This window comes from Aquibacillus kalidii (assembly GCF_014280935.1).
Classification (GTDB): domain Bacteria; phylum Bacillota; class Bacilli; order Bacillales; family Amphibacillaceae; genus Aquibacillus_D; species Aquibacillus_D kalidii.
In genome coordinates, this window is sequence record NZ_JACLZI010000014.1 from 1 (window position 1) to 1,149 (window position 1,149).

The following is a 1,149-nucleotide window of genomic DNA, read 5'->3' on the forward strand; positions in this document are numbered from 1 at the left end:
TTTTGTTCAGTTTTCAAAGATCAATCGTTATCATCCTAATAGGAACGACAACTTTTATATTTTATCAAGTTATTTTGATAAAGTCAATAACTTTTTTATTATCATTGTCGTGTTTTTAAAGCGACCAAATTAATATAACACATTAACAATCTGTAGGTCAACAACTTTATTAGATTATTTATAATTAACGTTTCCCTCGTGATGAGGGATTTATAATATACCATGATTGTAAAAGTATATCAATAGAATTAGGTACTCAAAAAAATTCCACTTTTACGTTGTTAAATATACTTCCTTCCCTAATACTCAACATAGACAGAGAAGTTTTACTAATCATAGGTATTCCTTTTTAATTCTAATTCATTTCTATTAATGGAACCCAATCCTATTTGTTGATACTCCCTTAATACTATCTCCCATAAAATCAGAATTTATAGGCTATTTTATAACATCTGTTTACCAAAAAAGAGTTTTAATCAATTCCTTAGTTTTGGGCTTTAATACTACTAAGAATTACAATGTCCTTTAAAATATTTTTCAGAGGCACCGCTTTTCAATGTCTTGATTATTTTTATGTCGAATAATTAAAGGATGTGCTACGAACAAAAAATGATCATCAAAAAATAAAAAAGACTTCACAAAGTTTTAGTTACTTTGTGAAGTCTTTTCGAGAGTGGAGCCTAGCGGGATCGAACCGCTGACCTCCTGCGTGCAAAGCAGGCGCTCTCCCAGCTGAGCTAAGGCCCCGTATCAAAATAAAATGGCTGGGCTAGCTGGATTCGAACCAGCGCATGACGGTACCAAAAACCGTTGCCTTACCGCTTGGCTATAGCCCAATAATAATCAATGTAACCGAATATATTATGGTGGAGGGAGTAGGACTCGAACCTACGAACCCGATGGGAGCGGATTTACAGTCCGCCGCGTTTGGCCAACTTCGCTATCCCTCCGTTATAGGATTTAAGTTTAATGGTGGAGGATGCAGGGCTCGAACCTGCGACCCCCTGCTTGTAAGGCAGGTGCTCTCCCAGCTGAGCTAATCCTCCAAAATATGGTGACCCGTACGGGATTCGAACCCGTGTTACCGCCGTGAAAGGGCGGTGTCTTAACCGCTTGACCAACGGGCCATTTTAGAATGGCGGAGAAGGA

At 38.0% G+C, this 1,149-nt stretch carries 5 tRNA genes; all 5 read right to left on the minus strand.

The annotated features are described in order from the left end of the window. Positions 1–674: 674 nt before the first annotated feature. The 5 genes from H7K77_RS02425 to H7K77_RS02445 all read right to left on the minus strand — a co-directional run bounded on the left by H7K77_RS02425 (position 675) and on the right by H7K77_RS02445 (position 1,127). A tRNA-Ala gene (locus tag H7K77_RS02425) sits at positions 675–747 on the minus strand. Between the two features lie 14 nt (positions 748–761). Further along, positions 762–836 (minus strand) — tRNA-Gln (locus H7K77_RS02430). A gap of 28 nt (positions 837–864) precedes the next feature. Next, a tRNA-Tyr gene (locus H7K77_RS02435) sits at positions 865–950 on the minus strand. A gap of 20 nt (positions 951–970) precedes the next feature. Next, positions 971–1,046 (minus strand) — tRNA-Val (locus H7K77_RS02440). A gap of 6 nt (positions 1,047–1,052) precedes the next feature. Next, a tRNA-Glu gene (locus tag H7K77_RS02445) sits at positions 1,053–1,127 on the minus strand. Between the last annotated feature and the right edge of the window lie 22 nt (positions 1,128–1,149).